The sequence below is a fragment of the Vibrio sp. Vb1026 genome, from assembly GCF_033338745.1.
Classification (GTDB): Bacteria; Pseudomonadota; Gammaproteobacteria; order Enterobacterales; family Vibrionaceae; genus Vibrio; species Vibrio alginolyticus.
This window is the reverse complement of record NZ_JAWOTH010000009.1, coordinates 132,571-156,415: the sequence shown is the minus strand read 5'-3', so window position 1 is coordinate 156,415 and position 23,845 is coordinate 132,571. Positions and strand designations below refer to the sequence as shown.

General features: G+C 43.6%; 21 protein-coding genes. 15 read left to right on the top strand and 6 right to left on the bottom strand.

Features of this window, described 5'->3' with window-relative positions; genetic code table 11:
- The first annotated feature begins 302 nt into the window (after positions 1-302).
- Entirely contained in the window at positions 303-1,742 is a 1,440-nt protein-coding gene (locus R7E47_RS15030; RefSeq protein WP_033907074.1) for an FAD-dependent oxidoreductase, read from the top strand.
- A 28-nt stretch (positions 1,743-1,770) separates the two neighbouring features.
- Here the strand turns inward: R7E47_RS15030 and R7E47_RS15025 are convergent, their stop codons facing one another.
- Genes R7E47_RS15025 through R7E47_RS15015 form a run of 3 tightly spaced genes read right to left on the bottom strand, consistent with a single transcriptional unit; the run spans position 1,771 to position 4,141 of the window.
- Entirely contained in the window at positions 1,771-2,706 is a 936-nt protein-coding gene (locus R7E47_RS15025) for a biotin-dependent carboxyltransferase family protein (protein WP_005376316.1), read from the bottom strand.
- Positions 2,703-3,386 carry a 5-oxoprolinase subunit B family protein gene (locus R7E47_RS15020; RefSeq protein WP_064354778.1) on the bottom strand — a complete coding sequence of 228 codons (684 nt, stop codon included), beginning with the start codon at positions 3,384-3,386 and terminating at the stop codon, positions 2,703-2,705. Before R7E47_RS15020 ends, R7E47_RS15025 begins: the two co-directional genes overlap by 4 nt.
- Positions 3,386-4,141 (bottom strand): 5-oxoprolinase subunit PxpA, encoded by a 756-nt coding sequence (locus R7E47_RS15015; RefSeq protein WP_005386314.1) that lies wholly within the window; start codon positions 4,139-4,141, stop codon positions 3,386-3,388. The genes R7E47_RS15020 and R7E47_RS15015 overlap by 1 nt, the downstream gene beginning before the upstream one ends.
- A 319-nt stretch (positions 4,142-4,460) precedes the next feature.
- Between R7E47_RS15015 and R7E47_RS15010 the strand changes: the two genes are divergently transcribed.
- Together R7E47_RS15010 and galE are read left to right on the top strand one after the other, a co-directional pair.
- Complete coding sequence (locus R7E47_RS15010; RefSeq protein WP_053307690.1) at positions 4,461-6,419, top strand: diguanylate cyclase domain-containing protein; 1,959 nt, start codon at positions 4,461-4,463, stop codon at positions 6,417-6,419.
- Between the two features lie 54 nt (positions 6,420-6,473).
- Positions 6,474-7,490 (top strand): UDP-glucose 4-epimerase GalE, encoded by a 1,017-nt coding sequence (gene galE, locus R7E47_RS15005; protein WP_005376309.1) that lies wholly within the window; start codon positions 6,474-6,476, stop codon positions 7,488-7,490.
- 335 nt (positions 7,491-7,825) lie between these two features.
- Here galE and R7E47_RS15000 read toward each other — a convergent pair whose 3' ends face one another.
- Entirely contained in the window at positions 7,826-9,964 is a 2,139-nt protein-coding gene (locus R7E47_RS15000; RefSeq protein ID WP_318084557.1) for a TonB-dependent hemoglobin/transferrin/lactoferrin family receptor, read from the bottom strand.
- A 231-nt stretch (positions 9,965-10,195) separates the two neighbouring features.
- Between R7E47_RS15000 and R7E47_RS14995 the strand changes: the two genes are divergently transcribed.
- Positions 10,196-11,083, top strand: coding sequence for a LysR family transcriptional regulator (locus tag R7E47_RS14995; protein ID WP_017634152.1), 888 nt, complete (start codon positions 10,196-10,198; stop codon positions 11,081-11,083).
- 77 nt (positions 11,084-11,160) lie between these two features.
- Here R7E47_RS14995 and R7E47_RS14990 read toward each other — a convergent pair whose 3' ends face one another.
- A complete protein-coding gene (locus tag R7E47_RS14990) occupies positions 11,161-13,794 on the bottom strand; it encodes a bifunctional acetate--CoA ligase family protein/GNAT family N-acetyltransferase (RefSeq protein ID WP_318084555.1) in 2,634 nt (877 codons plus the stop codon).
- A gap of 236 nt (positions 13,795-14,030) precedes the next feature.
- Between R7E47_RS14990 and R7E47_RS14985 the strand changes: the two genes are divergently transcribed.
- From R7E47_RS14985 to yciH, 4 genes are all read left to right on the top strand, one after another.
- Positions 14,031-14,600 carry an SPOR domain-containing protein gene (locus tag R7E47_RS14985; protein ID WP_005390018.1) on the top strand — a complete coding sequence of 190 codons (570 nt, stop codon included), beginning with the start codon at positions 14,031-14,033 and terminating at the stop codon, positions 14,598-14,600.
- Positions 14,601-14,749: 149 nt separating this feature from the next.
- Entirely contained in the window at positions 14,750-15,739 is a 990-nt protein-coding gene (locus R7E47_RS14980; RefSeq protein ID WP_318084553.1) for a D-alanine--D-alanine ligase, read from the top strand.
- A 146-nt stretch (positions 15,740-15,885) separates the two neighbouring features.
- The gene (locus R7E47_RS14975; RefSeq protein ID WP_005376294.1) at positions 15,886-16,272 is read left to right on the top strand and encodes a DUF3319 domain-containing protein; all 387 of its coding nucleotides are present in this window, start codon (positions 15,886-15,888) and stop codon (positions 16,270-16,272) included.
- Position 16,273: 1 nt separating this feature from the next.
- A complete protein-coding gene (gene yciH / locus R7E47_RS14970) occupies positions 16,274-16,585 on the top strand; it encodes a stress response translation initiation inhibitor YciH (protein ID WP_005376292.1) in 312 nt (103 codons plus the stop codon).
- A 288-nt stretch (positions 16,586-16,873) separates the two neighbouring features.
- Here the strand turns inward: yciH and R7E47_RS14965 are convergent, their stop codons facing one another.
- A complete protein-coding gene (locus R7E47_RS14965) occupies positions 16,874-17,242 on the bottom strand; it encodes a DUF3693 domain-containing protein (RefSeq protein WP_318084551.1) in 369 nt (122 codons plus the stop codon).
- Positions 17,243-17,441: 199 nt separating this feature from the next.
- Between R7E47_RS14965 and R7E47_RS14960 the strand changes: the two genes are divergently transcribed.
- The 7 genes from R7E47_RS14960 to R7E47_RS14930 all read left to right on the top strand — a co-directional run bounded on the left by R7E47_RS14960 (position 17,442) and on the right by R7E47_RS14930 (position 23,832).
- Positions 17,442-17,744: a hypothetical protein gene (locus tag R7E47_RS14960; RefSeq protein WP_025518896.1), complete on the top strand. Its 303-nt coding sequence runs from the start codon at positions 17,442-17,444 to the stop codon at positions 17,742-17,744.
- Positions 17,744-19,774 carry a replication endonuclease gene (locus tag R7E47_RS14955; RefSeq protein ID WP_318084550.1) on the top strand — a complete coding sequence of 677 codons (2,031 nt, stop codon included), beginning with the start codon at positions 17,744-17,746 and terminating at the stop codon, positions 19,772-19,774. Before R7E47_RS14960 ends, R7E47_RS14955 begins: the two co-directional genes overlap by 1 nt.
- 83 nt (positions 19,775-19,857) lie before the next feature.
- Complete coding sequence (locus R7E47_RS14950) at positions 19,858-20,163, top strand: hypothetical protein (RefSeq protein WP_012841822.1); 306 nt, start codon at positions 19,858-19,860, stop codon at positions 20,161-20,163.
- Positions 20,164-20,433: 270 nt separating this feature from the next.
- Positions 20,434-20,697 carry a major coat protein gene (locus R7E47_RS14945; protein ID WP_021448020.1) on the top strand — a complete coding sequence of 88 codons (264 nt, stop codon included), beginning with the start codon at positions 20,434-20,436 and terminating at the stop codon, positions 20,695-20,697.
- 77 nt (positions 20,698-20,774) lie between these two features.
- Positions 20,775-22,400 (top strand): methyl-accepting chemotaxis protein, encoded by a 1,626-nt coding sequence (locus R7E47_RS14940; RefSeq protein WP_318084548.1) that lies wholly within the window; start codon positions 20,775-20,777, stop codon positions 22,398-22,400.
- Positions 22,400-22,759 (top strand): DUF5455 family protein, encoded by a 360-nt coding sequence (locus R7E47_RS14935; protein WP_024701224.1) that lies wholly within the window; start codon positions 22,400-22,402, stop codon positions 22,757-22,759. Before R7E47_RS14940 ends, R7E47_RS14935 begins: the two co-directional genes overlap by 1 nt.
- Positions 22,759-23,832 (top strand): zonular occludens toxin domain-containing protein, encoded by a 1,074-nt coding sequence (locus tag R7E47_RS14930; RefSeq protein WP_318084573.1) that lies wholly within the window; start codon positions 22,759-22,761, stop codon positions 23,830-23,832. Before R7E47_RS14935 ends, R7E47_RS14930 begins: the two co-directional genes overlap by 1 nt.
- The last annotated feature ends 13 nt before the right edge of the window (positions 23,833-23,845 follow it).

The following is a 23,845-nucleotide window of genomic DNA, read 5'->3' as shown; positions in this document are numbered from 1 at the left end:
GTTATCCACAAAAACAGTGGATAACTTTTGGGATAACTAAATGGGGTAAAAAGTGGGGTGTTTCTGCAGGCTTTGCGCCATGGGTCTTACAGTGAAATTCTTATTCACATAGACACAAAAAAGTGTCTTCTTAACCATGTAGTCAAGTACTTTTTCGCAAATTTTTTCCACTTTAATGCACTTTACAGGCGCTGTTGGATATTTCGCAAACCCATGAACTTTTTGTGATTTTAATCAAGTCCAAACACGAGTAGAATTCACCGTTAGTAAAGAATTTTCCTTATAAAATTTTTAGTGAAGCAATGAAGTCTGAGTTTCCAAGTTATAAAGATAAGCATATCGCTGTTGTTGGTGGCGGTGTAGCAGGTGCAACAGCAGCAATTCATTTTGCGGAGCTGGGTTTTAAAGTTTCCGTAATAGAGAAGGGCGTATCACTAGTAAATGGTCCACCCATTTGTCATTTGCATGCTGGTGGTAATTTATATCGAGAGATTTCCGAGCAACAGTGCTTAGACTTGTTAGCACAATCTATTGATACTGTTCGCCTGTATCCGCTTTCACTGAATATTCGTCCGACAATCATCGCGGTTCCTCATTCCGATGGTGGAGACCCATCCACACTAATTCCGCGATTAGAGGTTGTGAAAAGTGCTTATCAGACGCTCGTTGATAAAGATGAGAGTAATAAAGTGCTCGGCGAGCCAAGCGAATACTACAAACTGTATTCAAAAGCGGAGCTAGAAGCTCTCGCGCAACGTACTCAACCAAGTCATCCTACAAACTTCGATGAGTGGTGCATTCCTTTTGCTCAACATGCTGATCTTGAAGCGCTAAAGTATCCTGTTGTCGCAGTTCAAGAATATGGTTGGAGTGTTTTTCGCCTCGCCGCAATTGCCAACTTAACACTAGATACGCTTCCTAATGCTTCGGTCTTCACACAAGCAACGTTTAAGCAAGCCGATTGGATGGGGGAACACTGGCAACTTGGCTATGAACGTGAAGGTATCGATTACCTGATGACATGCGACTACTTGGTTAACGCGTGTGGCTTTGAAACAGGCTCAATTGACAACACAGTTGGTGCCAAGCGAGACAGGTTGGTGGAGTTTAAAGCCGCTTACGTTACGAGGTGGGCAGACTGTCAACAACAATGGCCAGAAGTTATTTTTCATGGCCCGCGTGGAACCGATAAAGGAATGGCTCAATTGACGCCTTATGGCGATGGTTACTTTCAACTTCATGGTATGACAAAAGGAATCACGCTGTTTGAAGATGGTTTAGTGGAGAGCACGAACTCATCTGCTCAACCTGAACTGCCTATGCCTTTACTCTCGAAGATCCGTTACGGCTGGAGAGAAGAAGTGTTAGAAGAGCGAACGAACAACGCCATCAAACACATGGCGCAGTTTATTCCCGACTATCACTCTGCTGTAAAAGGAGGAAAAGCATTATTTGGCGCTCAGCAAATTCCCGGAACAGATCCAGTACTCAGAGCGGCAGATGTGACTTTTGAAGATAACCACTACGCGAGAATAGAGGTGGTAAAAGCGTCATCGACACTACTCGCAGCGCAAAAAATGCTTCAATTCTGGTTTGACATCGATCCTAACCAAAATGTGGAAACACAGCATCCGGTCGCTGTGAAGTGGTCTGAACAAGAGGTCGAGCAGTACGCGATTAAACTCACTCAAGAGCGAGGCTATCCACAAGCTTTAGCAGTGCGTTATGGTATGCCTGCATAATCGGCTGTGTTTGGGCTCAGTGGTTGTATTAATACCCAAAAAACTGAGCCCATTGGCACCATACTTCTTGCAAGCCTAGTCTATCTCCTTTCACAAAATTGACTTTTTGTCCGGGTTTCGCCTGTGCCAGTCTAGGTAAGTCAATACGAGCTACGCAGCCAAATTTAGGATACCCGCCAATAGTCTGGTGATCGTTGAGCAGCACAATAGGGTTACCATCGCTAGGTACTTGAATTGAACCTAATGCAATTCCCTCTGATAGGACGCCTTCGTAAGGTGGACGAATGTTATTGCCCTCAAGACGGTAGCCCATGCGATTCGAATTTGGGGAGATGATGAATGCTTTGTTATAAAATGCTTGGCGAGCGTCTTCATCAAAGTCCTCGTTCTGATAGCCTTCAATCACTCTCAGCTTAATGGGTAAGTTGTAATCTGGCTTAAAGCGAAACGTCATTTGCCTTGGTTTACGTTTCGGTAAGTTATGAGGGACAAAGGGAAGAATATCACCAGCTTTCAAAGCGCCACCATTTGAATCATAACCACCTAGAGATTCTCGCAAGACGGTCGATGCGCTTCCTAAGTGCTGAGCAACATTGAATCCACCTTTAACCGCTAGGTAGGAGCGAAGTCCATTCCTTGCGACTCCGAACTGAAGCTTCTGTCCTTTTTTCAACGTAAAGTCAGACCAATTTGAAATAGGTTCACCATCTATTTTCGCATTTAAGTCACCGCCACATATAGCAAGGTGGCAGTTATGCAATGCAATAAAACAAGCGTTACCCAGAGTAATTTCAATCGCAACGCAATTTACTACGTTACCAAGCAAATGGTTGGCCCAACTGTAAGCATAGTCGTCGACCGGGCCACCTTGAGTCACACCGACATGCGCTAAGCCAAAACGACCAAAGTCTTGAACTAAAGAGAGCGGTCCTGGCTTTTCCACCAGTAATCCACCGTAACTCATAGTACGCCTCCTAAATCGATAAACTCTTGTTTTGAAATAGCATTAAAGGTGACCTTGTCACCCACTTCAAACGGTATAAAAGGAGGAGAGTCGGAGAAGAGCGCAAGCGGGCTTTTACCAATAATGTTCCATCCGCCAGGACTATCTGATGGATAGACGGCCGTTTTAGAGTCTGCGATTCCGACACTTCCGGCCGGCACGTGAGTTCTTGGTGTGGCAAGCCTTGCCATGTGCAATTGAGTATCAACGTCAGAGAGAAATGCAAAGCCTGGAGCAAAGCCAATTGCAGAAACCGCGTACTCGGTTTTCGTATGCAGGGTAATAAGATCGTCTAATGACAGACCTCGCTTTTTAAAACGAGATAGATCTAACGCGGTTTCTTCAGAGTAATATACAGGGATAGTAATGTGATTCGGCTGGGAAAGCTTAAGTGATTGAGTATCAAACTGGCTCACGATTTGTTGCAGCTCATTGACTAAGTTCTTTTCGTTGATTCGAAAAGGTAAGTAATCAATGAGAATAGTTTGATAGGAGGGGACAACGTTCATAACAATTGAAGCGAAAGTTTCTCTTATGCTGCGAGCAAGCTCTCCGACTGCATTTTCAGAAATACTCTCATCAAACTTAATGAAAATACTGCACTCGGAGATCAAAGAGATATTAAATTTCTCTTTATGCATTAATTTCCTCCAGCGTATAGGCTTTGGCGGATCTTTTGGATCAGCGCGATCGACTCTTCATTGTCACCATGAACACAAATTGTATCGGCTTCCAATAATATGTAACCGCCTGAAGCGGTTTTGACACGCCCAGAGTCAGCTAAGGTCCGGACTTGCTCAAGTATCGCGTGCTCGCTTTTTAACACGGCATTGGGCTGTGTTCTAGGAGTCAGTAAGCCGTCATCTTGGTATAAACGATCTGCAAATGCTTCAAATAGCAAGGGAACATCATAATCGTCTGCGATTTCTAAGTATTTTTCGTTTTCCTGTGAAGCTAGGATCATTAACGGTACTTTGAACAGTGCTGCCGCCTTTACTACCGCTCTAAATATCGCATCACTTTTCATCATGTCGTTGTATAGAGCACCATGAGGCTTTATGTAACTGATGTCTGTGTATTGCGCCCGGCATAATGCTTGTAAAGCACCAACCTGATATATAACCATGTTCGTAATTTCATCACCCGTCATGCTTATGCTTCGTCTGCCAAAGCCTTGTAGGTCGGCGTAACCTGGGTGTGCGCCAATATCAACATCGTTGTCATTCGCTAGGGTGATGGTGTCGTGCATGACATTAGGGTCGGAGGCATGAAAACCACACGCGATGTTCGCCATATCAACATGGGGCATCACGTCTTCATCTGCGCCCATACTCCAAGAGCCAAAGCTCTCGCCCATATCACAGTTCAATGTAAGTTGCTGTTTATTCAATGTCATACGTTTTATTTCTACACAAGCAATGGGTTTACGATGCAGGAAAATGCATCTAGGTTCAGTGACTCACTTCATTCTTCTATCATGAAAACGAGGCTTTTTGAGCAGATAGGTGACGAAAAAGATCACGTTAGTCCATAAAGATGTTGCCGTTATTTGAGTTGATCCGAATTTTGAGGTATTTCGTTTCTTTTCCATCCAATTTTTGAGAATTTAAGGTTATTTTGCATTAGCATCGTGTTAATCTTGTCGCCCTTCATGGGTGATAGATTGCATAATGGTTCTTCTGTCATTTTTGTGGTTGTCTGCGACAGGAATATATATGTCATTACGAGCGAAGCTTATTTGGCCTCTTCTGGTCTTTTTAACGGCTATCTTTGTTATCTCAAAAGGTTACACCTCGTATACTGTATACCAATCGTCTAAGCATGAACTGGTCGAGCAGACAAGAAAGTTGATTAACAACGTTTCTTTCTCAATTAAAGATGCGCTGACGACAAAGGACAAGCAAAAAGCTCAAACTATTCTCGCCAACTTTTTAAACCAGCCAAATGTAACGCGGGTCAAACTTTATGACCAAGATGACCAACCATTCGCTGTTATGGAGATAAGTGGGGCACTGGCACCCGTTCCAAGTCAAACCGAAAGAAGTAGGTTGCACGCTCTAGGCTATGCCTTATCAACCAAATTTCTTTATGTTCTAGAGCCGATTATCCATGATGGCTATGTCATTGGTAGCATGAGAGTTACGCTTTCTCATCGCCCAATTGTAGAAGCCATACAATCTTTACTTCGAGATGGCGCTTTACTTCTTCTGTTTCTAATCGCTGGTGGCACTGTTTTTTACATAAGTATCGAGAGGCTTGTTCTCAGGCCCGTGATGGAACTCAACCGCGTAATAGAGAATGTGACACACGGACGAAACACGGAAAATCAAGCTCGCTATTACGCCAAGGATGAAATTGGAGACCTCGCGAGCTCTTTCAATCAAATGATGAATAGGTTAACAGTACGTGAGAAGCAGCGGCAACATTCGCTAGACACACTAGAACAAAAGCGCGCATTTTCAGAAGAGGTTATCGAATCTGTTCAGCATGCATTAGTTATTACAGACAATTCCGGACGTGTTATTCATTGTAATACGGCGACCCAGCAAATATTTCAAAAAAAATTAGATGAACTTAAATATGCCAATATTCGTGATCTAATTAAAACCAAAACACCGAATGAGCTGAGTCAGATCCTGAGTCGAGGCCTAGAGTGCGATGATATTCACCTCAAAAATGCAGATAACGAACAGCAGTTGAGCCTAACCAGTCGTCGCCTCTCGACACATGAATACTTACTGTTTTCGATTCAAGATATCACCGAAATTGAAGAAGCCATAAACCGGCAACGTGTTGCGGGACGCGTTTTTGAAAGCAGCCAAGATGGTCTCATTGTTCTTAATCATCGCGGTGTCATTACGATGGCAAACCCTGCCGTCACTAAGTTAGTCGGCTTAGAGGTGGATCAGCTTATTGGGAAGTCATTCATCCAAACGCTAAAGTGGCGCAAGTTACAGGAAATGATGCCTAGTATCATCGAGTCGATAGAAAATTATGGCGTTTGGCAAGGTGAAGTTATCGAGAAGAACCATATTGGTCAGTTTGTACCGATGTTTGCTCGAGTCAATCGTATCGTTAAGTGTGAAGACTATGGTTTCTATGATCTGGTTATTGTTCTTACCGACCTTTCCGGCGCAAAAGAGATGGAACGATTGGAGCATTTAGCTCATCACGATGCTTTAACGGGGTTAGCCAATCGATCTAAGTTCCATTTAGAGTTGGAACAACTAGTACAACGCTCTGGATACTTGCGTGACGAATTTGCAGTTTTGTACCTCGATCTGGATGGATTTAAAGAAGTTAACGATACCTACGGTCATGATGCAGGTGATGAAGTTTTGAAAAAAGTTTCCGAGCGTCTAACATCTGCGACGAGACATAGTGATTTAATCGCAAGACTTTCTGGTGATGAATTTGTCATGTTGGTTAATCCCGCCAATCAAAAAGTGGTCACCCGAATAGCAGAACAGTTGCTCGAGAGCATATGTGCTCCAATTGAGTACAAAGGTCACTTACTCAAAGTTGGCGTTAGTATCGGCGTAAAATTAGTCGGCGTAAATGAGCGCGATGCTACTCGAGTTTTAAAAAGTGCGGATACGGCAATGTATCAAGCAAAGAAAGCCGGGAAAGGCCAAGCAATATTAATGGGATGCGAATTACAAGAGACAGTTTAAATCGTAACGTCAAAGCTTTAAACTAACACGATTCGCGTCAGAAGGAATAATAAAATGAAAGTACTCGTTACGGGTGGTATGGGCTATATCGGTAGTCATACGTGTATTCAAATGATCGAAGCTGGCATGACGCCAGTGATTCTCGACAACCTGTACAACAGTAAATCTACGGTATTAGATCGAATTGAAAAGGTATGTGGTGTAAAGCCAACCTTCATTAAAGCCGATATCAGAGATAAATTGGCGATGGTAGAAGCACTAAAGTCGCACAATATTGAAGCTGTTATCCATTTTGCAGGTTTAAAGGCCGTCGGTGAGTCTGTAGCAAAACCTCTAGAGTATTACGACAACAACGTTAATGGCACTTTAGTATTGGTTGATGCAATGCGCGAAGCCGGAGTTAAATCGTTGGTATTTAGTTCATCAGCGACTGTATACGGTGATCCTGCATCTGTACCCATCACTGAGGACTTTCCAACTAGCGCAACTAACCCATATGGTCGCAGCAAGTTAATGGTGGAAGAGTGTTTAACCGACTTCCAAAATGCGAACCCTGACTGGAGCATTACACTTCTTCGTTACTTTAACCCGGTAGGTTCACATCCAACAGGCGAGCTAGGTGAAGATCCTCAAGGTATTCCAAACAACTTAATGCCGTTTGTTTCTCAAGTTGCGGTAGGGCGCAGAGAGTTCCTTTCTGTGTTTGGTAGTGATTATCCGACCAAAGATGGCACAGGCGTACGTGATTATATTCATGTAATGGACTTATCTGATGGTCACGTTGCTGCATTAGAAAAAGTAGGTAGCAAAGCTGGCCTTCATATCTATAACCTCGGTACTGGTAACGGCTACAGTGTACTGGACATGGTGAAAGCATTTGAAGCCGCAAGTGGTAAAGATGTCCCATACCAACTTGTTGAGCGTCGTCCAGGTGATATTGCAGAGTGTTGGGCGGATCCATCAAAAGCGATGAATGAGTTAGGTTGGAAAGCAACTCGCACTCTAGAAGAAATGACTGGCGATACATGGCGCTGGCAGTCTACTAACCCTCAAGGTTATCCAGATGCCTAATCTTTAATTTACATAATAGTAACAAAAAGGCGCGTGATTGCGTCTTTTTTGATCCAAATCGGAAAAAATCGTAAATTACTGGTTAAAAGGTAGCAAGTATATATAGAGCTGTTAAACTATGCCCGACTCTTAATTTGGGTTATAAATTTTCTCATAGCTATTGGGGTAGTTCATGGAACTCGGTCTGATCATCACTTTCATCATTGCAGCAGCAGTAATGGTGAAAAAAGAGATGGCAAAACAGTAAACTTTCATTTTTCATACTTTTCTTTACATTTTTGAAATGAAAGCCATAAAAAAAGCCAGCATTACGCTGGCTTTTGTGTTTTTAAGGTTTAGAACTCGTATTTAACACTAATGTTATAATTACGCTCAGCTTGCGTTTTGTCTCGACTTAACTCAGTCTTACCGCGAACATCGTTCCAAAGATAGTATACTTCATTCGTTAGATTCATAACACCAGCACGAATGGTTATATCTTTCATTGGTTTGTAGTACGCCGTTAAGTCAACGACTGTCGCAGACGGCAAAGCAACTTGGTCTTTGATTCCGCCTTTATCACCATCAGAGTTGATATCACTGTTCGATTTCTTAGCCGTGTAGTTTACTTTTAGGCTTGTCCCCCAAAGTGCATTTGGTGAATCGTAATTTACAGCAGCTACGGCATTCCATGGGTTTACACTGTTCAAAGGATTACCATCACCATCTTCACCTTCTGTGTATGCTGCAACAAAGCGAGTTGTCACGCCTGATGGAAGACCAGCAATGGCATGCCAATCAAGACGGTTAGAGAGCTCAACCCCTTTAATGTTTGCTTCACTAATATTGATATTTGTGAATTCAGTTAAACCACCATTGTTTGATGACGTTTGCTCAATAAAGTCACTGTAATCACTGTAGTAGAACGCTACTTCAGTTGCCGACGCTGCAGTGTTATGACGGTAACCAAGCTCATAAGACAAACTCTTTTCAGATCCCAAATTTGGGTTAGGGCGGTTGGTATAGCCATGAGCCGGATTATCGTAGGTGTAGTAAAGCTCGTCGAACGATGGCGCTCGGAACCCTTGGCTCACTTGCGCGAAGATCGTGCCTGGTTGCGATATAGAGTAAGTTGCTCCTAAACGACCAGTTAATGCAGAGTCGCTAAACTTCTCGAATGACTCTTCAGAAGTATTTGAAGGATTAGTAGAGAAGTAATCGTAACGCACACCTGGAGTCAGAATTAGCTTGTCATTAAGAAGCGAAATTTCATCTTGCAAGAATAAACCAAAGCTTTCTTCTTTTGCATCCGGTGTGTAAACGTAAACAGTATCTGGCGTGCCAGGATCGGAATTAAACTCGCGATTGGTATTACTGATGTCACTATGTTTGTACGATATTCCGTAAACAATATAGTGATTTTGAATCTCTTTATCTAACTGAGTTTCGAATTCAAATTTGTCTTCAGTATATTCGTAATCTTTTTTCTGTTGGTTGTCACCACTAGGCGGTACGTAAGGTGGGTAACCAGGGCTAGCTTCGATAAAGCGATTAGAGACGCCGTTTTCTTCTTTACCAATCCATGTAAGCTTGGACGTGATCGTATCCGAGATAGCTGCATCTGCAAACCAAATGTGCTTGAGCCCAATGCGATTTTGCTTGGTTGTGTCTTCAGCGTTGAAGTTTTTGTAACTTTTATGTGCGATCTCTGAGTCAGTCTCGTTGTAAATAACTTCTCCCAAAAACTCCAAGCGATGAGCGTCATTCAATTGAGATTGAAGTTTTACCAATAGATCGTTTTTGTAATAATCTTGGTTGTCCACAGAATAGTTATCGTAAGGCGCCTTAGAGAAATTTTGTAGCTCTGCACCATCACGGCGTGTAAAGGCTACAAGTGCTTCTGTACTACCGAAACGCTTTGCTAAAGCTACATGCTCACTAAAAGAGTTATCTTCCGATGAATAAGAGAGTTTAGCTTGACCACCAAAGTCTTTGCCATCTTTGAGGAAATCCTTCGGATCTTTTGTTTCGAATGCGACAACACCGCCAATTGCATCACTACCATGTAGGCTAGAAGCTGCTCCTTTAACAATTTCGACACTCTTTAGCATATCGGGGTCGACAGTAACGGCACTAGAATTGATAAACGAATATGGTCCACCGCTGAATACACCTGGTTGAGATGCACCGTCTACTAAGATTTTAACTCGTTTACCTTCCATCCCGCGAATGTTAATACTTTGGACGCCTTGGCGTTGAGTGCCATTAACAGTAACACCTGGCGTATACTCGAATAGATCATTCAAGTCCTTTACCATGTTTTCTTCGATGTCTTTCTCTGATACAACAGCAACAGAAGCAGCAACAGTGTTTATGGTTTGGTTGGTACGGGTGGCCGACACAACGACTTCTTCAAACTTAGAAGCTTCTTCCGCATAAGCAGTATGGGAAAGGGCAACTAAAATGGAGGCTGACAAAATTGATTTTTTATACATTGGCTTCAATACCTTAGATCCATAATAGGTAACAACACGCGGATATTAATGGATCTAAATGGTAATTACTATCATTACCATTGTCATTTATTGATTTGTATTGAATCTTCTTCTTAGGCTATTAGCATTCCTAGTCTTTAGTTATCAATATGTTATATAATTTGTCGTTAGTTCTTGATAAGTTCATCCAAATACAACGAATGTGATAAATATCACATTAAGAGAGGCCATGTGCAGAGTCCAATTACGTTAGAAGCACTCCATATTCTAGATGCTATTGATCGAAGAGGGAGTTTTGCTGCTGCTGCGAATGAGTTAGACAGAGCCCCGTCATCGCTGAGCTATCAAATCCAGAAACTCGAGCAAGATTTAGACATTATTATCTTCGATCGCTCTGGTCACAAAGCCCATTTTACTGAAGCAGGTAAGCTTATTCTTGAAAGAGGAAGAGCCATTTTACAAGCCAGTGAAAAGTTAGTGAACGATGCAACGTTATTGGCGAATGGTTGGGAACTGGATATTACCATTGCCTTTGATGGCATTATTCCTATATCCAATTTTTTCCCGATGGTTGATGCGCTGGCCGAGGTCAGCTCAACTCGAGTCAGGCTGCAAGAGGAGATTCTGGCTGGTAGCTGGGAGTCGTTGAATACGGGGAGAGCTGATTTACTGATTTGCCCATCACTGGATACGCTTCCTCAAGAAGTTAAGTCAGAAAAAATTGGTAAAATGAGTATGTATTGGGTAGCTTCCGCTGATCACTATGTTCACAAGCGTAGTGGTAAGTTTGATGAAGCAGCGCGAGAAAAGTATCGGATTATTGCTATTGCAGATACCGCACGTGAGCAACCAGCGCTCTCAATTAATATCATTCAAAAACAGCCTCGCTTGACCGTCACCAACTTTACGGCAAAAGTAGAAGCGCTCACTGCAGGTTTAGGTATTGGTACATTACCAAGCCAAATTGCACAACCTCTTATTGATAGTGGTGTATTGAAACGAATCGAAGGCACTGAAGAACAGCCGATGGATATTATTTTGGCATGGCGCCGGAACACTATGGGTGAGGCAAAATCCTGGTGTATTCAGTACTTAAAAAAGAATTGGAAACTAAAGTAACAACGTAACTTTTACTTCTTAGATTCCCATTGATTACCGAATGTAAGAAGTAAAAGTCATCGCTAATGCTGCGCTTTTCAATTTAAAGGGAGCACCATATCTGCCGTACCGTCTGCAAACTGGACATCGATCTCAAACCCCAAGTTCTGAGCCAACATCAACATCCCTCTGTTTGTTGGCATGGTCATTCCAGACATTTGCTTTGTGCCTTTAACTTTGCAATAGCTGATTATTTTCTGCATCAGCACTTTGCCTAAACCTTTTCCTTTCAAATCTGAACGAACCAAAATAGCAAACTCAGCGTCACTATTGTCTGGTGTTATCAATGCGCGGGCTACCCCTATGATAGACGGTCCGTCAGTATTAAACGCTACCGCAACAAACGCCATTTCGCGGTCGTAGTCGATTTGAGTAAAGTTTGCCAAAGCCTCATGGTTGAACTCTCCAACTTCAGAAAAGAAACGTTTATAGAGATCTTCTTTCGATACGCTATTAATGAATTGAGCATGTAGCGGCTCATCCTCAGGCAAGATAGGACGAAGCAGGATAGGTTGGCCATCTCGAAGCGTTACAGTTTCGACAAACTCTGCCGGGAAAGGGCGAATCGCTAGCCGTTTTTGGGCGTCTCCTTCGTATTTACACAGTGTGACATCTGCATCAAGGATAGTTAAATCGCTTCCGGATACCAGCACTGGATGGATATCCAGCCTTTGTATTTCTGGTAACTCAACTGCCATTTGGGAGATACGAACCAAGAACTTCGACAACTCAGTAATATCGAGCGCATCTTTGTGTTTCTGCAGGCGAATCTTTCCCGACTTTAGGGCAACAACGACAAGGTAGCGCGCAAGCGTCATGTTCAAAGGAGGAAGTGCAGCGACGGCATCTTGGGCGATATTCCACTCAGAGCCGCCTTGACCAAGCAAGATCACTGGTCCAAAGACTTTATCTACTGCAATACTAATCCGTAGCTCTTCAGCGCTGCCGAGCTTTGCCATCCCTTGTACCAACAGCCCATGTACATTGGCGGAAGGGTAGCTGAGCTTTACGGTATCTAAAATGGATAGCGCTGCGTTGGAAACTTCTCGACTGTTTCTTAAATTTAGAGCGACACCGTGAACATCCGATTTATGAGGAATGTCTGGAGAACGCAATTTTACCGCAACAGGATATCCAATATTTTCTGCCATATGAACAGCTTCAATGTCGTCAGATGCAATCCACGTAGGCAAAACGTTAAACCCGAACAGCTTAAATAATGGGCTGGTTTGATGCGTATCCAAGGTAACTGTATTTTTATCCAGTAGTCGTTCGTTTACCCACTCTTTTGCTGAACTCACACTTCCAGAATGTAATGGCTCTGCCGTCGTTGGCGTTTCCATTAGTTGTTTCTGGTTTCGTCTGTATTCGACCAAGTGCATGTATGCTACAACCGCACTTTCAGGTGTTCTATAGGTTGGAATGCCTGCTTGAGTAAATGCCAGTCGTGCCTCTCTCGACGTTTGTTCTCCTGACCAGTTGGTCAAGATATTAAAATGCTTATGCCGAGGGTGAGATTTGATTGCATTAATAACGGCTTGAGCAGTTTCAAGAGGATCAGAAACAGCAGAAGGACTATGCATAATCAATATCGCATCTGCACAGTCGTTATTCATCAGTGCGTTAATGGTATCAATATAGCGTTTTTGGGTTGCGTCACCAGACAGATCAATTGGATTTCGAGCACGCCAGTTGGATGGAAGTACTGCTTGTAATTGCTCAATGGAAGCGTCATCAAGCGTTGCGAGTTGGCCACCACGTTCAATCAAAGTATCAACGGACATAACAGCAGGGCCACCGCCATTGGTGATGATCGCTAAACGCTCTCCACGAAGTGGCACAGAGTGCGTGAGTGTTTCAACCGCGGCAAAAAGCTCATGCGTATTGCTGACTCGTAACATACCAGTTCTGCGAATAGCAGAATCGTAAATTACGTCAAGTGTATCTCCGTCTTGCTGCTCAAAAGTATTCATCTCTTTAGAGCGGCCCGCTTTTAGCACCAATATACGTCGGTTACGTGAAGCGGCTCGCGCAGCAGACATAAATCGGCGAGCGTCTTGGATATTATCAACATAAAGCAGAATAGCTTCTGTGTTTCCATCCATACTCAAATAGTCGAGCAAATCTGCAAAATCGATATCCTGTCCACGCCCAATCGAAATGAACGAAGAAAAACCAATGTTCTTATCATTTGCCCAGTCTAAAACCGTGGTACAAACCGCCGCGGATTGTGAGATGAAAGCAATTTTTCCGGGTTTAGCTGCAACAGGGGAAAACGTGCAGTTAAAATTGTGCCAAGGAAGGATGATACCTAAGCTGTTTGGGCCTAAAAGTCGAATGTTCAATGATGAGATATCTAAAGGATTAGGGTCATCAGAGATAACAATCGCAAACGGTGTGCCTCTCTCATCTAGCTCTTTAAGCAATTGCTCGTTACGTGAAACGTTCGTACACAAAATTGCAATATCTGGCGTATAGGGCAGGGAAGCTACATCAGGGTAAGCGATCACGCCAGATACGGCTTTATATCGCGGCGTTACTGGCATAATCGCGCCACCAAATCCACTTTGTAGAAGGTTGCGCATCACAACATGTCCTGCTCGCAATGCTTTTTGAGATGCCCCAATAACGGCCACAGAGTTGGGTTTAAAGAGTTTATGTAGTTTATTCATGCTGACTCCTGGCCGTTTGTAAGTCACGTTGGCTTCTCGGTTTCATATCAATCATAAACGAATAATTTACTGATAAAACATCTTCAGACCAGACATTGCAGAAAATGTGTACGATGCTTATGGAGTTTGTGTTATTCATCACATCAAAATCACAGATTATTGTATTTGATGCTTGATAAACGGCCCTGCTATCGGCATGATTTATCGTAATATTTATCCAGAGCATTTGTTACTTCATGAAAAAAATCGCAATCATCGGCTTGTCAGTTCTGCTTTCTGCTTGTGCATCTGAAACTTACATCACGGATGTGACCTCAGAAAGTTACCGAGAGGACTACAAATCAGATCGTATCTCTAAACCAATTATGGCGTCTGAAAACGCTGTAGTAGAAAAAGACGTACAACCAACTGTTGTGAAAATGACGGCAAAGCCTGAAGAGAAGAAAGTAGTCAAGCTAACGCCAAAAGAGCAGGCGAAGCCAGTTAAGATCGTACCACCAAGTAAAAAGCAAGCTGGCATTCAACGATTCGGCTATACCATTCAAGTCGCAGCTGTGGGTAGCCAAGCGAAAGTCGATCAGTTTGCAAATAAGCTGCCACAGAACGGTCAGCCAATTTGGGAAAACTACAAAGTTGTAAACGGTACTAAGTGGTTCTCAGTTTTATACGGAGACTACGCAACAAGCGCAGAAGCCAAGCAAGCGATTTCGACTTTGCCAGCTCAATTTCAGCAGTTAAGACCATTTGTTAAAAGCATTGATGCAATCAAAAACTCAGCTTACCCAACGCTTAACAAATTAAATTAACACATCAAATAAGGGAGCGAATAGCTCCCTTATTTATTTGCTCAAATCCTATTCGAACAACATTCCTCACATTAAAATTACTGTACGTCACACTTCAAAGGTTTATCATAATAAATAGTATCTTTTGTAGGTCACGGAAAGATGGATTCATGATTAAAAATATTCTTTTACTATGCGGCGGTGGCTCTTCTGAGCACGAGATTTCATTATTGTCTGCAAACTTTGTCGAACAACAACTAAATCTTATTGAAGACGTTCACGTTACACGCGTAGAAATAAAAAACGAAGGTTGGATGACCAACCAAGGTGAGTTGGTTTACTTGGATCTCAATACCAAGCAGTTGTGCTCAAGTGAATCTAATCAAACCATTGATTTCATCGTGCCTTGTATACATGGTTTTCCTGGCGAAACAGGCGACATTCAATCTCTGTTTGAAATCGCAGGTATTCCTTATCTTGGCTGCGGGCCAGAAGCGAGTAGCAATAGTTTCAATAAAATCACATCTAAGCTTTGGTACGACGCTATCGGCATACCCAATACGCCATACTTATTCTTAACGCGAAACGATGAAGAAGCTCACGTTCAAGCTCATAAAGCCTTTGAAAAGTGGGGAAAAGTTTTTGTTAAAGCCGCTCGCCAAGGCTCTTCCGTTGGCTGTTACAGTGTCACAGAAAAAGACAAGCTTTCTAATGCAGTAAATGATGCTTTTGGGTTTTCTGACCAAGTGTTGGTTGAGAAAGCAGTAAAACCTCGAGAACTTGAAGTTGCTGTATATGAGATGAATGGCCAACTACATATCACTAAGCCAGGCGAGGTCATCGCGCCTGATGGTGCTTTTTACTCTTACGATGAAAAGTACAGCAGTTCAAGTCACTCGCTCACAGAAGTTGAGGCGAAGAATCTAACTCAAATACAATTAGATTCCATCCAACACGCGTCAGAGACGGTATTTAAACAAATGAATCTTCGTCATTTATCTCGTATCGACTTTTTCCTAACGGAAGATGATGAGATTTACTTAAACGAAGTAAACACATTTCCAGGAATGACTCCGATCTCAATGTTCCCTAAAATGCTTCAAAACAACGGGCACAAATTTCATGAGTTCTTGGAAGATTGTATAAACAGTGCAAAGTGATTAACGTTATCGAGACGCGTTTTATGATACAAGTTGTTTTCTAGAGCAAGGTTTATTCAAGCCGTATTTGAATATTGCTCAGTAGCAATTATGATTATATCAACGCTTATGATTATATCAACGCATTAAACAGATGACTCAGTGGTATGGCGATTTCAAATTATAGAGGTTTTAACCTGCAGTCAGTCGGATCAGATGGCAGTGTTTGGAAGGTTAAAATCAAGAACCACGTTTTACAGGGCAGTTTGACGGCGGTAAAGAAAAGCATTGATTGGTGGTGTGACACCGCATCGATTATTGATCCCAAAGAGTTTGCTTCACTCGGACAAAGAGTGCAGCAAACTGGTGTTGCAAAATCAGAGGTCTTTAACGGCTATACTATTCAAAACGATACAGGCCAACCTAACTCTTGGTACTGTATGTTTAATGGTAAACTGATTAAGGGCAGTAAAGCCGCTATTCAACGCCATATCGAAGCTTATTTGGTTGCAAAGCAAAAAGCGATGCAAGCTCAACAACAAAAGAAACAATAGAATGACTCTGGTATATTCAACAGAAACCGGTCGAATTAAACCGGAAGAAGAAAAAGTATCTCGCCCTAAAGGCGATGGTGTTGTTCGGATTCAGCGCCAAACGAAAGGCCGTAAAGGTAAAGGCGTATGCATTGTTACAGGTTTAGACTTGGATGATGCACCTTTAAAGTTATTAGCGGCAGAACTCAAAAAAGTCTGTGGCTGTGGTGGCTCTGTAAAAGATGGCAATATCGAGATTCAAGGTGATGCTAGAGACAAGATCAAGGCACATCTTGAAAAGAAAGGCATGACAGTCAAATTAGCCGGTGGCTAATTTAATATTTCCAGTGAACAAAAATGGCGTCTAAAGAAATAGACGCCATTTTTTATAAGTTGCTAATTGAAGAGCAAGCAATCGTAGATTGATAGATCGATATTAGCTATTTTATGGTAAATCAGAATACTGTTAAATATGCATACTCTTATGAACCTAACAAGAACCTAGAAAAACCAACACATGAAGTTAGCGTAGACCTATAACTCACAATAGGCAAGTGATTGGAAAGCAGGGTAAGTGATTGAAACAGACCTGCTTATGAACTTAACTAAAAACCCTACATATTTAACATAACACATATAATGCGCACTGTAATAGTGGTTCCTGTGGACTTGTAATCACTAAGGCTAATCCAGTGCAAGCCATTGAGATTCCTGACAATCCAAGCCCATTAAACTTTTTTGCAATTCCTTCCCATACTGCTTTTATCTGCGGATTATCATTGCGATCAGCGTGACAACCCAGCAATGCAATCTCAGGGTCTAAACCTGATTGCTCTGCAAGAAAAATTGCTTGTGTATCAGTCATATAACGCTTTCCTTTGCGGAAATCACTGATTCTCTGCGGCGGCACATTCATATCCGCTGCAATTTGTTTGTCTTGTACGTAACTTTGAGCCTTTTTGTAGGCATCTAATAGTTTGTTCTGATACATACCGCTTCCTCCGTTTCCGTCAGTTTAGCTGATCAATCACCATTTTTGGTGTCTTGCGCTAACCAATTTTGGTGATTACGCTACTAACCAAATTTGGTTATTCAATCAGTATCAGACCGCCTTAGCTCTGGGCGTTTGCCCTTGACGCTTTCGCGCTTGGCTTTGGCGGTCGCTCTCACAACTAGTCAAGGTGGTTGTTATGTCAGAAGTCTCCAATACAAAAAAACTAGAAATATATCTGAATCGCGCTTGGAGTTTGTTCCTTGTCTCGGTTATTGCGGCGGGTATTTATTTTTTTGGTTCCCTTATCTACGACTCGTTTGAAATCCCATACGACGATTACGAAACTTTTTCGTTTTATCTTGACCATGAGTTTTGTGGTGATTTGGCTCGCGACTATGCCTCTGACGGTCGCGTCACTGTTTATGAGTATCTGGTTGTTTCACATTGCTCTGGCAAAGATGAAAAGCGTAAATTCTACTCAGAGCTTGAGGCTCAATAATGCGTGAACTTGTTATTGATTTGGCATCAGGCAAACAAGAATGGATTGATTTTGTTCCTGTCCATTCTTGGGCTTCTTGTGAGCACATTCCTGATAACTTATTCGACCATCGTTTTGAGTACGTCGACCACAGATTCACAACGCCTGAGGATTTCATTCCGTCGGCTGTGAAATCGGCAATGAGTGCGTCAATCTACTCACACGACCTGTCAGATTTTATTGAGCGCCCTACTTCTAACCCTTGTTTGGACTTGCCGAAATCATTACACCGTAACGGCGACTTCGCTCGACACATGACACGCGCTTACACCGACATTCTGAAAACACGCAACGTTTTGGAAGCGGCTCGCGCGGTTAACGAGGCTCATACTCGTTTGACTGAGCACGGCTACAGCTACGCGATGTCGGATGAGCAAATTACCAATCTAGCTAAGCGCAAATCACGCGACTTTTCTCGTGTGTTAAGTGCAATTCCGCTTGAAGAATCACAAGCACGTTTTGATAAAGCGTGTCAGCTTCTCGATTCATTAGGCTTGGCATTTTCACCTGAGCAAGTTCAATACGCAGAAAACAACTGTGAACTTTTCGCATTGGTGAACCGTGCGCTTGATGAGCATTGGCTTGTTCGTCAGCTGCGCCGTAAATGTGCTTACGAGGTTGAATGTGTTGCGCGTGATTTAGCGCTTGTTCAACGCCGTAAGCAAGTTTACTGCTCGGATTTTTCTCTAAGCCGTCAACGTGACCGCAATACGTCTAACCGCATCGCGCTAGAAAACACGATTGCTTACGATGAGGCTGACCCGTCTAACTACTTCACACTCAGTGAGTTATCGGCTAAGTCGGTTTCTAACGCTGAGATTCGCCGCGCTGAAATGTTTGTTCGTCTGCGTGGCTTTGAGGAAATCGCTCAAGAATCGAATCACGATGCGGTGTTCTTCACTGTGACGGCTCCGTCTCGTTTTCACTCTGTTTCTAAAGGCGACATCAACCCGAAATGGCTTGAGGCTGGCAAGCCTGATGCGAAAGCGGCTCACGCTTATCTAATGGGCGTTTGGGCAAATCTTCGTAAGTCGATTGATAAGAGCAAAATCAAGGTTTACGGGATGCGCATTGTCGAGCCTCACCAAGACGGCACACCGCATCACCACTTGTTGCTGTTCATGGAGAAATCCGCACGAAAATTTGTGACGTCTGAGTTTCGTCGTCTTGCTATGGCTGACTCTCCTGACGAAAAAGGTGCAAAGAAAGCCCGTTTCAAAGCCGAAGTTATCGACTGGTCGCAAGGTTCAGCCGTTGGTTATGTCGCTAAGTACCTGAGCAAAAACATCGACGGTCAGCACATTGACTCTGACAAAGGCTCGTCTTTGTCAGGCTCAGATGCGGCGGAACGTGTCGTAACTTGGGCGCGTGTGAATCAAATTCGTCAATTTCAATTTATTGGTGGTCCATCTGTCACGGTATGGCGTGAGCTTCGTCGTCTTCGTGATGAATTCAAAGAGGACGATGCTTTGTTTACAGATTTATCTCAAGACGAACACTTTCTATTAGAAAAGGTTCGCCGCTCTGCTGATGAGGGCGACTGGAAAGCGTTTTGTTACGCAATGGGCGGCGTGTTCGTTAAGCGCAAAGACCAACCAGTAAAAGCGGAATATTCCGTTTCAACCTCTATCGAAAAACTGATTGCTTCGGGCGGTGAATACTCATCGACTCGCTACGGTGATATGGCTCAAGCGCGTTTGAATGGCTTGATGTTCCATAAGATTTTTATCGCAACTCGCTTCCGTACTTGGAAGACCGAGAACAAAGAGCAATTCATCCGTGCTCAACAAGGCATCATGTCTAACGTGGTCGATTACTTCGACGCGCTAGAACGTGAAAAAGAATACGAGCGTATGTATGACGACCTTTACGAGCAATACGAAAAACACCTAGCGCTCTATGACGAAATGGAAGCGCTGTTGCTCACTGACCCTCAGGAAATTAATGCGTCGTGTTGGGTGGGCGCAGCCCCGCCCGACATGATGCATTAATTTCCCTTGGACTTGTGTCAATAACTGTCATTTCAATTTTCAACTAACCAACAACGTAAAAATAAAGGCAAAACACTATGAGAATGGAAGGTTTAATTCTAGATGCTTCAGACATCGTTCAAGAAACCAAAACAGACCGTAACGGCGAACAAAAGCAAAACGGCAAACTGCGTCTAATCACAACCAACCCAACAGACACCATTGAAGTGCGTGTCTCTCCTGAGCTTTGGGAAAACGGCAAGGCTGGCGAACTGCTCAAGCGCTGTGTGGGCAATCGCATGATGTTTGATGTGGAACACAAGAAATTCAGCTTTGGTAACGATGAGGGTAAACACGTATCTATCGACGGTTTCCACCTCTACGCCCTACCTCAACTTAATGAAAAGTAAGGGCTAAATCATGACCGAGACGCAATTTGCAGAGCTAATGGCTCGACTCGATAACTTTCAGTTGATGGTGTTCTTAGGCATTTGCTTCTTGCTAGTTGCGCTCGGTTGGATGGTCGGAGGACAAAGATAAATGCTGTCATCAGAGTTCATGCTCGGCTGTTTCGCGACAGCCTTTATCCTTGGCTTCTCGATTGGCTTCCACATTCTCGGATTCAAGAAAGCGGCTGAGGTTTCAACTTCTTCATAAACCATAACATAGGAAATAAGACTATGGAAAAGCAAAGCAAAGTACGCGCAGCAATGGCTAAGGCTGGCGCAGTAGTAACAGCAAAACGTGCGGCATTTGGTGGTGCACTTCTCATGGCGGCATCTTCTGCGAATGCAGCACTGCCAGAAGTGGCAACACAAGCCTTTAGCACACTGGCAAGTTACGTCACTGAAATGCTCACCTCGACATGGGGCATCGCCGTGCCAATGACGGTTGGTTTCATCGGCATCAAGCTATTCAAGAAAGGTGCAAACAAAGCAACGTAATTCTAACGACTGCTTTATACACCCATTGGTCAACGCCTCCGAATGGGGGCGTTATTTTTCACGAGGAAGATTTACAAATGAACATTAAACAAAGCATAGCGTCACTGATTATTTTATTGGGTGTTTTGTTTAGTGCTTTTAGTGTAAGTGCAGCTCAACCTACTTACGCTGTGAGGGATGTTATAGCTTATCCAGACTGCAAACTGTCTAGGGGGATGAGAGTTAACCCTTATTCTTATGTCTCTTGTTATGAAAATAAGTTTGTTCGATACAAAGACTTCTCCACTAAGTCATGTTACATGGATAGCGATGAGTTCGGCTTACGTATAATGTGTAATACCGACAGCTCTTCTTTCCCGAAAATTCAAACTGTATGGTTCCGTCATGATACTGCTAAGTGTCCAGCAGACCATGAAAAAGTAAAAGACGGTGATGGTTACACCTGCGAACCTATCGTTCCTGCATGTGAGTTTGGTGAAAACCCTGACGGCACTTGTATGGATGCTTGCCAGTTCAAGCAGTCCATCAATGACACTCAATCACTTCATTGGTCGGCTTATGTTTATGGTGAGCAAGTCACGGGGGCGTGTTATGGCGACTTTGGTGCAACCCGTTGTGAGCTTGAGCGTATTCCAAATGACACTACGCTTTGTACCGATGTAGATTCGGGCGAATTTACCCAAAACACTCGCTGTCACGGTAAGTTTCAATTCACTGGTAATCAGTGTGATGGTGGTACGTTATTTTGGGGTAAAGATGGTCCTGACACCCCTATTATTCCCGATGACCCGATTCACGACCCTGACGACCCAACGGGTGATATCGAAGACCCTAGCGTGCTCCCTGACGATTCAACCAATACAGTGAATCCACCGGATACCGAAGATGAGCCAGAAGTTGAAGACCCTGACACAGATGAAAACACTGACACGGCAGTAGTTGGTGCGATCAAAGGGCTTAATTCGGATGTGAACAAAGCACTCAACGCGCTAAATGTCGACCTCAATCAATCGAGCGCTGATATTCAAAACCAAATCATTGCGCTTAATGCGTCGATGGTGACTAACACCCAAGCGATTCAAAAGCAGCAAATCAACGACAACAAGATTTACGAAAACACTAAGGCGCTGATTCAGCAAGCTAACGGTGACATCACGACGGCGGTCAATCGAAACACCAATTCTGTCGGTGAGGTTGTTAAGGTACTCGATGATTTGCAAACCACTAACGCTGATGGATTTGCAGAGCTATCGGATAAGCTCGACGACCTCAAGCCTTGTGAGCCTACCGAGGAAAACAACTATTGTGAAAACCCTCATGGTTTAGGTTCGGATTATGTCGGTGATGTGCTGACTCAAGCGGATAAAGCCGTGTCTGGTGCGATGAATGCCTATGAAAAGACCGTGACCGATGCGGCTAACGATTTGATTGAGAAGAATCTGACGGCGGAATCTGAGGGGCATATTAATGCTATATCGGATTCGTTTTTGAGTGTGTTACCTAAGCCTACGCCCTGCATGAATCTATCCTTGCCTACGCTTGGCGGTGGTCGCGCTTCTATCTCTTGTGAGTTTTCGCAGAAACTCAAAATGATCATCTCAATTCTGATTTACATCTACACGATTAAGACGCTTGTTGAAATCCTGCTGACTGAGGTCACGCCTGTACCAAGTAACAAGCCAGGTTCGGGGAGATATTACTAATGATTCAGCTATTACCAATTGTCAGTACCATTGGGACGGCGCTGCGCCTCCCTGCTCTGGTTGCCTTTATCTCTCAGATAGCGACCACGTTATTTGGTTGGTTCTTCATTGCGAAAGCACGAAACGTCACGATTAACTTGGTCATTTTAACGCTGCTAATCGGTTTAACCGTCACCCTCACCTTGGCAATTTATACCCTTGCAACGGGTCTGTCTTATGTTGCTCCTCCAATGTGGTCACAAGCAGCGGGTATGTTCATCCCTAATAACGCCGTGCCTTGTGTGAGTGCGATTTACTCTGCGCGTCTGCTGCGTTGGGTGTGGGAGTGGAAGTTCTACGCGATTGTGAGGGCGGCGTAATGGCATCGGTATACTTTGTCACGGGTAAGCTCGGCTCAGGTAAAACACTAACGGCAGTCGGTAAGATTCGCGAGGCATTTATGCGCGGTGTGCCTGTGGCGACAAACCTCGATATCAACTTGAAAGAAATGCTTGGACGCGATAAGCGCAACACTCGCCTTTATCGCTTACCGGACAAGCCTCAAGTGGAAGATTTGATGGTGATTGGTTCGGCAAACAAAAGCTATGACACCAAAAAAGACGGCTTGATTGTCCTCGATGAGTGCGGAACGTGGTTCAACTCGCGCACATGGAACGACAAGAATCGACAAAAGTTAATTGATCACCTTTTGCATATTCGAAAGCTCGGATGGGATGTCATTTTCATCGTTCAAGACATTTCGATTGTTGATAAGCAAGCGCGTCTCGCACTGGCTGAACACACCGTGTTTTGTCGTCGTTTAGACCGTCTTCAAGTCCCTATCATTTCGACTGCGGTATCCGTTCTGACGCTCGGTCAACTCAAGTTGAAAATGCCCAAGTTGCACGTTGGCATTGTGAAGTATGGTGACAATGCGAACTCACTCACTGTTGATAAATGGATGCTCTGGGGCACGGACTTATACAGCTCTTACGACACTAAGCAGATGTTTAGAAACAACTATGAGGACGGCGTTTATTCAGTATTGCCGCCCTACTATACCCACGGACGTTACACTGTCCCGTATACGTTGAGAAATATCATGCGCATTACGAAAATCTATCTCCGCAAATACTCTCGATTCAGTGTGTTTGCGGCAGGTGTCGCCGTCTCGTTTGCGGTGTTCACCTTAGTTGGCACGCCGAACATGTCGACGGAACCCGAAACGGCTCAAGCCGTGGTGCCTCGCGAGTCATTGAGTGACTTGCTCGACGGCTATCGAATCGAATCTTCAATGAATCCCCCAAACGTTGCCCCGTCTTTTGTGCTGGTTAAGGACGATGTGCGTCTGTCGTCGTCGCAACTATACGCAAAAGGCTTTACGGCTCAATCTAACGGCTCTTGCTCCATTACGGTGAGTGGCAACGGTCAATCATTCAAAGTCATGTGCTAGGGAAAAAGGTGCG

Bases quoted from the DNA above. Each gene is read 5' to 3' on its own strand.
- R7E47_RS15030 (WP_033907074.1), top strand. From the start codon at position 303: ATGAAGTCTGAGTTTCCAAGTTATAAAGATAAGCATATCGCTGTTGTT.
- R7E47_RS15025 (WP_005376316.1), bottom strand. From the start codon at position 2,706: ATGAGTTACGGTGGATTACTGGTGGAAAAGCCAGGACCGCTCTCTTTA.
- R7E47_RS15020 (WP_064354778.1), bottom strand. From the start codon at position 3,386: ATGCATAAAGAGAAATTTAATATCTCTTTGATCTCCGAGTGCAGTATT.
- R7E47_RS15015 (WP_005386314.1), bottom strand. From the start codon at position 4,141: ATGACATTGAATAAACAGCAACTTACATTGAACTGTGATATGGGCGAG.
- R7E47_RS15010 (WP_053307690.1), top strand. From the start codon at position 4,461: ATGTCATTACGAGCGAAGCTTATTTGGCCTCTTCTGGTCTTTTTAACG.
- galE (WP_005376309.1), top strand. From the start codon at position 6,474: ATGAAAGTACTCGTTACGGGTGGTATGGGCTATATCGGTAGTCATACG.
- R7E47_RS15000 (WP_318084557.1), bottom strand. From the start codon at position 9,964: ATGTATAAAAAATCAATTTTGTCAGCCTCCATTTTAGTTGCCCTTTCC.
- R7E47_RS14990 (WP_318084555.1), bottom strand. From the start codon at position 13,794: ATGAATAAACTACATAAACTCTTTAAACCCAACTCTGTGGCCGTTATT.
- R7E47_RS14985 (WP_005390018.1), top strand. From the start codon at position 14,031: ATGAAAAAAATCGCAATCATCGGCTTGTCAGTTCTGCTTTCTGCTTGT.
- R7E47_RS14980 (WP_318084553.1), top strand. From the start codon at position 14,750: ATGATTAAAAATATTCTTTTACTATGCGGCGGTGGCTCTTCTGAGCAC.
- R7E47_RS14975 (WP_005376294.1), top strand. From the start codon at position 15,886: ATGGCGATTTCAAATTATAGAGGTTTTAACCTGCAGTCAGTCGGATCA.
- yciH (WP_005376292.1), top strand. From the start codon at position 16,274: ATGACTCTGGTATATTCAACAGAAACCGGTCGAATTAAACCGGAAGAA.
- R7E47_RS14965 (WP_318084551.1), bottom strand. From the start codon at position 17,242: ATGTATCAGAACAAACTATTAGATGCCTACAAAAAGGCTCAAAGTTAC.
- R7E47_RS14960 (WP_025518896.1), top strand. From the start codon at position 17,442: ATGTCAGAAGTCTCCAATACAAAAAAACTAGAAATATATCTGAATCGC.
- R7E47_RS14955 (WP_318084550.1), top strand. From the start codon at position 17,744: ATGCGTGAACTTGTTATTGATTTGGCATCAGGCAAACAAGAATGGATT.
- R7E47_RS14950 (WP_012841822.1), top strand. From the start codon at position 19,858: ATGGAAGGTTTAATTCTAGATGCTTCAGACATCGTTCAAGAAACCAAA.
- R7E47_RS14945 (WP_021448020.1), top strand. From the start codon at position 20,434: ATGGAAAAGCAAAGCAAAGTACGCGCAGCAATGGCTAAGGCTGGCGCA.
- R7E47_RS14940 (WP_318084548.1), top strand. From the start codon at position 20,775: ATGAACATTAAACAAAGCATAGCGTCACTGATTATTTTATTGGGTGTT.
- R7E47_RS14935 (WP_024701224.1), top strand. From the start codon at position 22,400: ATGATTCAGCTATTACCAATTGTCAGTACCATTGGGACGGCGCTGCGC.
- R7E47_RS14930 (WP_318084573.1), top strand. From the start codon at position 22,759: ATGGCATCGGTATACTTTGTCACGGGTAAGCTCGGCTCAGGTAAAACA.